The sequence below is a fragment of the Escherichia sp. Lx600-2 genome (assembly GCF_036662595.1).
Taxonomy (GTDB): Bacteria; Pseudomonadota; Gammaproteobacteria; order Enterobacterales; family Enterobacteriaceae; genus Escherichia; species Escherichia coli.
Genome location: NZ_JAYQWM010000117.1, coordinates 1 through 8,663, shown reverse-complemented (window position 1 = coordinate 8,663; position 8,663 = coordinate 1). Strand labels below are relative to the sequence as shown.

General features: G+C 50.7%; 9 protein-coding genes. 2 read left to right on the top strand and 7 right to left on the bottom strand.

Annotated elements, in window-relative coordinates; all coding sequences use genetic code 11:
• Positions 1-333: 333 nt before the first annotated feature.
• On the top strand, positions 334-849 hold the full coding sequence (zur, locus tag OQV04_RS22170; protein ID WP_000416263.1) for a zinc uptake transcriptional repressor Zur: 516 nt from the start codon (positions 334-336) through the stop codon (positions 847-849).
• 41 nt (positions 850-890) lie between these two features.
• Here the strand turns inward: zur and OQV04_RS22165 are convergent, their stop codons facing one another.
• The 4 genes from OQV04_RS22165 to dgkA all read right to left on the bottom strand — a co-directional run bounded on the left by OQV04_RS22165 (position 891) and on the right by dgkA (position 3,700).
• Positions 891-1,100, bottom strand: coding sequence for a CsbD family protein (locus tag OQV04_RS22165; protein ID WP_001030593.1), 210 nt, complete (start codon positions 1,098-1,100; stop codon positions 891-893).
• A gap of 115 nt (positions 1,101-1,215) precedes the next feature.
• Positions 1,216-2,541: an MATE family efflux transporter DinF gene (gene dinF / locus OQV04_RS22160; RefSeq protein WP_032281988.1), complete on the bottom strand. Its 1,326-nt coding sequence runs from the start codon at positions 2,539-2,541 to the stop codon at positions 1,216-1,218.
• Between the two features lie 72 nt (positions 2,542-2,613).
• Entirely contained in the window at positions 2,614-3,222 is a 609-nt protein-coding gene (lexA, locus tag OQV04_RS22155; RefSeq protein ID WP_000646078.1) for a transcriptional repressor LexA, read from the bottom strand.
• 109 nt (positions 3,223-3,331) lie between these two features.
• Positions 3,332-3,700, bottom strand: a complete 369-nt coding sequence (dgkA, locus tag OQV04_RS22150) for a diacylglycerol kinase (protein WP_000002907.1) — start codon at positions 3,698-3,700, stop codon at positions 3,332-3,334.
• A gap of 170 nt (positions 3,701-3,870) precedes the next feature.
• Here dgkA and plsB point away from each other — a divergent pair, with 170 nt between their 5' ends.
• Positions 3,871-6,294, top strand: a complete 2,424-nt coding sequence (gene plsB, locus OQV04_RS22145) for a glycerol-3-phosphate 1-O-acyltransferase PlsB (protein WP_000017354.1) — start codon at positions 3,871-3,873, stop codon at positions 6,292-6,294.
• A gap of 154 nt (positions 6,295-6,448) precedes the next feature.
• Here the strand turns inward: plsB and ubiA are convergent, their stop codons facing one another.
• From ubiA to OQV04_RS22130, 3 genes are all read right to left on the bottom strand, one after another.
• Positions 6,449-7,321, bottom strand: a complete 873-nt coding sequence (ubiA, locus tag OQV04_RS22140) for a 4-hydroxybenzoate octaprenyltransferase (protein ID WP_000455227.1) — start codon at positions 7,319-7,321, stop codon at positions 6,449-6,451.
• A 12-nt stretch (positions 7,322-7,333) separates the two neighbouring features.
• Positions 7,334-7,831: a chorismate lyase gene (ubiC, locus tag OQV04_RS22135; protein WP_001308201.1), complete on the bottom strand. Its 498-nt coding sequence runs from the start codon at positions 7,829-7,831 to the stop codon at positions 7,334-7,336.
• 222 nt (positions 7,832-8,053) lie between these two features.
• On the bottom strand, positions 8,054-8,663 hold a 610-nt coding region (locus OQV04_RS22130; protein WP_332642944.1), incomplete at its 5' end, for a SopA family protein.

Below are 8,663 nucleotides of genomic sequence, written 5' to 3'. Positions count from 1 at the left end.
GTATTATCTTCAACATGATTCACCTACCTTTTTTGTCGTACCGTGTCCTCCTTATAATTCTTTTGCCATCTGGTCACTATCAAAAATCGCTCATAATTTCTGAACTACAGGTATGCGTTTAAACCCAGTTAAATAAATAGCGAGTTAACTTGAAGCAATTTATTTAAAAATGAATTATTAATTATTATCGTGTTGATAATGGTACTGCCAGGCAACACAACATCTTACCTACAAAACAGAAAAGCAACATTACGGCAACAATAAGGGTTCTCGGTGTTTTTCCTGGAACATGGTAAAGTAAGGACATTCTTAACCCCCACTTTGAGGTGCCCGATGGAAAAGACCACAACGCAGGAGTTATTAGCGCAGGCTGAAAAAATCTGCGCGCAGCGTAATGTGCGCCTGACTCCACAGCGCCTGGAAGTGTTGCGCCTGATGAGTCTGCAGGATGGCGCTATCAGCGCTTACGATCTGCTTGATTTGCTGCGCGAAGCTGAACCGCAAGCCAAGCCGCCAACGGTTTATCGCGCGCTGGATTTTCTGCTTGAGCAAGGTTTTGTGCATAAGGTGGAATCCACCAACAGTTATGTGCTCTGTCATCTGTTCGACCAGCCCACCCATACGTCAGCCATGTTTATTTGCGATCGCTGCGGCGCAGTGAAAGAAGAGTGTGCAGAAGGCGTGGAAGACATTATGCATACACTGGCGGCAAAAATGGGGTTTGCCCTGCGGCATAATGTGATTGAAGCACATGGGCTCTGTGCGGCATGCGTGGAAGTGGAAGCGTGTCGTCATCCTGAACAGTGCCAGCATGATCACTCTGTACAGGTGAAAAAGAAATCACGTTAAGAGGGCGTACATCCTTGTACACGTCGGGCAGGAGGGATTAATTACCAGCGATATTCATTGCGGGTTTCCCAATCCACGACCTCTTTTTCTGCCTGATCTTTCTGATAACCATAACGTTCCTGGATTTTACCGACCAGTTGATCACGTTTACCTTCAATGATCGTCATATCATCATCGGTCAGTTTGCCCCATTGCTCTTTCACTTTACCTTTAAACTGTTTCCAGTTACCGCCGGCTTCATCTTTATTCATAATCAAGACCTCATCGTTAGGTTGTGAATGAGAGTACGTTCACTTTTCTTCTGAACGTGAGATTAAGTGTAGTCAGCAATTTGGCTTAGGATTATTTATTCAGAATTTTTAACCGTCACGTTGCGACAAACCAGGTACCATTGCGCCAGTGACGCTGCCAGATAGCCGCCAGAGAAAGCCCGCGCAACGCCAGAAAGACGGTTAACGCCAGCCACAAACCATGATTGCCCAGCCACGGCAGCGTAAGGAGCGTCAGCGCAAAACCTGCGGCGGCCACCGCCATACTGTTACGCATTTCGGCGGCACGCGTTGCGCCTATAAACATGCCGTCCAGCAGATAACACCAGACGCCAACCAACGGCAAAATCACCTGCCAGATAAGATAGCGGTCGGCCAGCTGCTGAATCTGGGTTAACGACGTCAGCAACGCAATGATGTGTTCCCCTGCCAGCAAATAAACCACCGAAAACAGTAACGCTACGATCCCCGACTGGCGGCACGCTGCCCGCCAGACATCCAGCAACTGGCTACCGTCGCGCGCACCGTATGCCTGACCGGAATGTGCTTCAACCGCGTAGGCAAAACCATCCAGCGCATAGGCGGTAAAGGTGAGTAGCGTCATCAGAACCGCGTTTACAGCGATAATGTCACTCCCCAGTCGCGCACCAAGTACGGTGATCGCGCCGAAACAGAGTTGCAACAACAGCGAACGCAGCATGATATCGCGGTTAAGCGCCAGCAAGCGACGGAAGTTTCCTCGCCAGGCAGTTTTCAGCATTTCGCCGGAAATTCCGCGTAGTTTGAAGATTTTACGCACCATTAGCAGACCAATCAGCAATGTTGCATATTCCGCAATAACCGTCGCCAGCGCCGCGCCCTGCACGTTCATATGCAGTCCCATCACCAGCCAGACATCCAGCACAATGTTGAGGATATTGCCGACCACTAACAAAATTACTGGCGCACGGGCATATTGCACGCCGAGTAACCAACCAAGTAATACCAGATTCGCCAGCGACGCCGGTGCGCTTAACCAGCGGATTTCAAGAAAGCGCCGCGCCTGTTCCAGGACTGCTTCACTACCGCCAACAATATGCAGCGCCAGATCGATAATCGGCGTACGCAGCAGCGCAATTAACGCCCCAGCCCCCAACGACAACAGCAAAGGTTGCACCAGCGCACGGGCTAATGCCTGAGGATTTTTGGCACCATAAGCCTGCGCAGTCAGCCCGGTGGTGCTCATGCGTAAAAACAGCAACAACATAAAGAGAAAGCTGGTCGCCGTTGCACCAACCGCCACGCCGCCCAAATAAACCGGACTATCAAGATGACCAATAACCGCCGTATCGACCAGTCCCAGCAACGGAACGGTGATATTGGAGAAAATCATGGGTAAGGCGAGATGCCAAAGTGCTTTATCAGATGAAGTGAGGAATGCCATGCAGACAAGCCTGATGAAGAGAGATGAAAAACAAACCGCGACGCCAGGCGGCATCGCGGTCTCAGAGATATGTTACAGCCAGTCGCCGTTGCGAATAACGCCAACCGCCAGCCCTTCAATGGTGAAGCTCTGCTGACGAAGGTCAACGACAATTGGTTTAAACTCGCTATTTTCTGGCAACAGTTCGACTTTATTGCCCTGTTTTTTCAGGCGCTTAACGGTAACTTCGTCATCAATACGTGCGACAACGACCTGACCGTTACGTACATCCTGAGTTTTATGCACTGCCAGCAAGTCGCCATCCATAATGCCGATATCTTTCATCGACATCCCGCTGACGCGCAGCAGGAAATCAGCATTCGGCTTGAACAAGGAAGGATCGACCTGATAATGACCTTCAATATGCTGTTGCGCCAGAAGCGGTTCACCGGCAGCCACACGACCTACCAGCGGCAACCCTTCTTCCTCTTCCTGCAACAGACGAATCCCGCGTGATGCGCCGGAAACAATTTCAATTACGCCTTTGCGTGCCAGCGCCTTCAGATGTTCTTCAGCCGCGTTTGGGGAACGGAACCCCAAACGCTGCGCGATTTCCGCACGCGTCGGCGGCATACCTGTCTGGCTGATGTGATCACGGATGAGATCAAACACCTCTTGTTGCCTGGCCGTTAACGCTTTCATTCCGCCCCCTGGGTGTATATACAGTTATGCTGTGAGTATATACAGCAAAAGGCGATTTTGGAACCATAAACTGCACAATAAACCAGAGATTTATCGAATTCTGGAAGGGTTATCCAAAATGCGACCATAACAGGATGCACCAGGTTATCACGGCGACGATAATCGCAATCAGCACCGCGGCGGATCCCATATCTTTAGCTCGTCCGGAAAGCTCATGGTATTCAGAGCCAATTCGGTCAACCACTGCTTCGATGGCGCTATTGAGGATTTCCACAATCATCACCAGCATGACGGAGCTGATAAGCAGCACGCGGGTAATCGCGTCCACATCCAGCCAGCAGGCGATGACCACCGCCAACAATACCGCTACGCCTTCCTGACGGAATGCCGCTTCGTTGATCCATGCAGCGCGTAAACCTTTCCAGGAATAGCCAGCAGCTTTGATAATTCGGGTGAATCCAGTGGTATTATTGGCCATTGAAAGAACCTTTTTACATTATGAGCGTCAATATCAGTGTACCGTTAAATCCGATGATTCGGGTTTGCGTAACGCCGCGCGAAACATGAGCGGATACCACAGAATTTCCCATGACTTTCTGCTATCCTTGCCGCGCATTTGCATTATTAACCAGAGGCTTTACATCGTTTATGTCCGGCTGGCCACGAATTTACTACAAATTACTGAATTTACCATTAAGCATCCTGGTAAAAAGCAAGTCTATTCCGGCAGATCCTGCCCCGGAACTGGGGCTGGATACCTCTCGTCCAATTATGTACGTTTTACCGTACAACTCGAAAGCAGACTTGCTGACGTTGCGCGCCCAGTGTCTGGCACATGACCTGCCTGACCCGTTAGAGCCGCTGGAAATCGACGGCACGCTACTGCCGCGCTATGTGTTCATTCACGGCGGGCCGCGTGTATTCACCTATTACACGCCGAAAGAAGAGTCTATTAAGCTGTTCCACGACTATCTCGATTTGCACCGTAGCAACCCAAATCTGGATGTGCAGATGGTGCCAGTATCGGTGATGTTTGGTCGCGCGCCAGGGCGTGAAAAAGGCGAAGTGAACCCGCCGCTGCGTATGCTTAACGGCGTACAGAAATTTTTCGCTGTACTGTGGCTCGGTCGCGACAGTTTTGTGCGTTTCTCGCCGTCAGTTTCGCTGCGCCGTATGGCGGATGAACACGGCACGGATAAAACTATCGCGCAGAAACTGGCGCGCGTGGCGCGTATGCACTTTGCCCGTCAACGTCTGGCTGCCGTGGGTCCACGTCTGCCTGCTCGTCAGGATCTGTTTAATAAGCTGCTCGCCTCCCGCGCCATTGCCAAAGCGGTAGAAGATGAAGCGCGCAGCAAAAAAATCTCCCATGAAAAAGCGCAGCAGAACGCGATTGCGCTGATGGAAGAGATTGCGGCGAATTTCTCTTACGAGATGATCCGCCTGACTGACCGCATTCTGGGCTTCACCTGGAACCGACTTTACCAGGGTATCAACGTCCATAACGCCGAGCGCGTTCGCCAGTTGGCCCACGACGGTCATGAGCTGGTGTATGTGCCTTGCCACCGCAGTCACATGGACTACCTGCTGCTTTCTTACGTGCTGTATCACCAGGGGCTGGTGCCGCCGCATATCGCCGCCGGGATCAACCTGAACTTCTGGCCGGCAGGGCCGATTTTCCGCCGTCTGGGTGCGTTCTTTATTCGCCGTACTTTTAAAGGCAATAAGCTCTATTCCACCGTTTTCCGTGAGTATCTCGGCGAACTGTTCAGCCGTGGTTATTCCGTCGAGTACTTCGTAGAAGGCGGTCGTTCCCGTACGGGGCGTTTGCTGGATCCGAAAACTGGTACGCTGTCGATGACCATTCAGGCGATGCTGCGTGGCGGCACGCGTCCGATTACGCTGATTCCGATCTATATCGGTTATGAGCACGTCATGGAAGTGGGTACTTACGCCAAAGAACTGCGCGGCGCGACGAAAGAGAAAGAGAGCCTGCCGCAGATGCTGCGCGGTTTAAGCAAGCTGCGTAATCTCGGTCAGGGTTACGTCAACTTCGGTGAACCAATGCCGTTGATGACCTACCTTAACCAGCATGTACCTGACTGGCGTGAATCTATCGATCCCATCGAAGCGGTGCGTCCAGCATGGTTAACGCCGACGGTCAATAATATTGCTGCCGATCTGATGGTACGCATTAACAACGCAGGCGCGGCAAACGCCATGAACCTGTGCTGTACTGCGCTACTGGCGTCACGTCAGCGCTCACTCACCCGCGAGCAGTTAACCGAGCAACTCAACTGCTACCTGGATCTGATGCGCAACGTACCTTACTCCACGGACTCGACCGTTCCTTCAGCCAGCGCCAGCGAGCTTATCGATCACGCGCTGCAAATGAACAAGTTTGAAGTCGAGAAAGACACTATCGGCGACATCATCATTCTACCGCGCGAGCAAGCGGTGCTGATGACCTACTATCGCAACAACATTGCGCATATGTTGGTGCTGCCTTCGCTGATGGCGGCAATTGTCACCCAGCATCGCCACATCTCCCGCGACGTATTGATGGAGCACGTCAATGTGCTTTACCCAATGCTGAAAGCGGAGCTGTTCCTGCGCTGGGATCGCGACGAGTTGCCGGACGTTATTGATGCGCTGGCAAATGAGATGCAACGTCAGGGACTGATTACCCTGCAAGATGATGAGTTGCATATCAACCCGGCGCATTCTCGCACGCTGCAGCTGCTCGCCGCAGGCGCGCGCGAAACGCTGCAACGTTATGCCATTACCTTCTGGCTGTTGAGCGCCAACCCGTCGATCAACCGCGGTACGCTGGAGAAAGAGAGCCGCACCGTCGCGCAACGTCTCTCCGTGCTGCACGGCATCAACGCGCCGGAATTCTTCGACAAGGCGGTGTTCAGTTCTCTGGTGCTGACGCTGCGTGATGAAGGGTATATCAGCGATAGCGGCGATGCCGAACCGGCAGAAACGATGAAGGTTTATCAGTTGCTGGCGGAGTTGATTACATCAGACGTGCGTTTGACGATTGAGAGTGCGACGCAGGGCGAAGGGTAATCAGAGAGAATTGCCGGATGCGGCGCAAACGCCTTATCCGGCCTTCCATAATCTGCAAATTCAATAAATTGCGATCTGTTGTGTAGGCCTGAGAAGCGCAACGCATCAGGCAGCCCAGAAGAAAGCCGGATGATCATCCGGCTTTTTTACATCATCAGAAATGCCAGTAACTCATTGCCAGCCCTAAAAACAGTACCAGACCAACATAGTTATTATTCATAAATGCTTTAAAGCAGGCTTCGCGCTCGCGGTTGGCAATCAGTTTTTGTTGATAAACAAACAGCGCGCCAGCCACCAGAATTGACCAGTAATATCCCCAGCCTAAGCCATTTAACTCACCGATAATCGCCATCAGCGCCAGTACGCCAATCTGCAAAATACCAATAATCAATTTATCGTATTGGCCGAACAGGATTGCGGTGGATTTAATGCCAATCTTCACATCATCATCACGGTCAACCATCGCATACTGCGTGTCGTAAGCCACCGCCCAGAGAATATTGGCGAGGAACATTAACCAGCAACTCAATGGCACCGACTCACTCACAGCAGCAAAAGCCATTGGAATCGACCAGCCAAACGCCGCGCCCAGCACCACTTGCGGTAGATGGGTATACCGCTTCATAAATGGGTATACCCACGCCAGCGCCAGCGCGGCAATCGACAACAGAATAGTCATCGTATTCAGCGTCAGCACCAGTAAAAATGAAATCAATACCAGCACTACAAACAGCGCGCGCGCCTCTTTCTCCGTTACCGCGCCGCTGGGAAGCGGTCGGTTCGCCGTGCGCTTAACATGACCATCAAACTTGCGGTCAGCATAATCATTCACCACACATCCGGCAGCGCGCATCAGCCAGACACCCGCGACAAACACCGCCAGGATCCAGAGCTGGGGAACGCCCGGTGTCGCCACCCACAACGCCCATAATGTTGGCCAGAGCAGCAGTAACGCGCCAATTGGCTTATCCGTACGCATTAAGCGATGAAACGCCAGCAGCTTATTCTGCGTCAGACTCCACTCCATATTTTTTTCCTCTTAGTACAACGGTGACGCCGGTAAAAACAGTTCTGTTAGCAACAGCGGTTTACCGCTTAATCGCAGACGGGAACGTCGCCCCCACAGTCCGGCATCACGGCCTATCTCAATAAAGTCCCGGGTTAATGTCGATGATGTGAACAGATAGCGTCCTAACGGCGTTTTACCCAATTTTTGTAACGCCAGCTCCGGTCCGCTTAACGTTGACACAGGAACGACGGTACGACCGGCAAGCCACGGTTCACCATCGGCACATAACAAAATTTCACGTAACCAGTAACGAGACTCTTTCGGCAGCAGCGGCAGTTCTTCGGGGATTTCATTCTGCTCGACAAACCCTTCGCGGATCATCGTCACGCTCACCGTTTTTCCCTGCTGTTCAAAACGTTTTGTCATGGAATCTTCCAGCAACAGCCAGTCGAGCAGTTGCGGATCCAGGGCAGGGATCTCTGTAAAATAGCGCAGCGCACGCAGTTGCGTTAACGCGGGGTGTGACATGCCGAACTCTCCGTTACATAACGTAAAGGCATTGTATCGCAGAAAAGTGTTTACGGGAGATGTAAAGCAAATTAAGTGATCTAATGCGCAACAAAAACGCAACAATCGCATGAAGTGGTAAAACGCTGTTGAACCTTACGCTTTGCCGATGCCCGTGCTGGCGAGGGCAACCATAGGGGCATCACCGCCCATGATGCCAGGAACGGTGATGTTTTCCTTTACTTAAATACCTTTATTCTTTATGCGATTAGCTCGCCAACTCGCAGTAAAAATTGGGAAAAGCGCATGTTTATCCTGAGATTTGGAGCCGAAAAGTGTTTCCGGAGTAAGATTAACAGGCAATATCTCATGTCTGGATTTGTAGATATACGTGGAATTCCAATTAGTATCTTTTGTAGGATTCAACATATCATGTAAGCGCTGGGAGCTTACCACCATAACTGGCCCATCATCGACAGAGGAGAACAGGATAAAGATATTATCGTTTCGTGTTAATTCATTCGTGTTAAAGGTTCTTAAATTATCTTCAATTTCTATAAATAAAGGTGAAACATCATCACTACGAATCCACTCTTTATAAAGATGCCAGGCATTTGCTTTGATCATATCATCCGTTGATCGTAAGGCCTGATCGATAAGTTGGATAAAAAAATTGTTATTTTTATCAATCAGCCATTTATTCATATTAAATCTGTTAATAAAATCGATCATCTGTTGGGTATCGAAATTCACCTCACTGAATCGATGTTGACGCATAAAATCATCGAACTTGTTATCTTCATCAGAATGGATATAACTGCGTATAATGGGATCTTTTATATAAGGACAATGG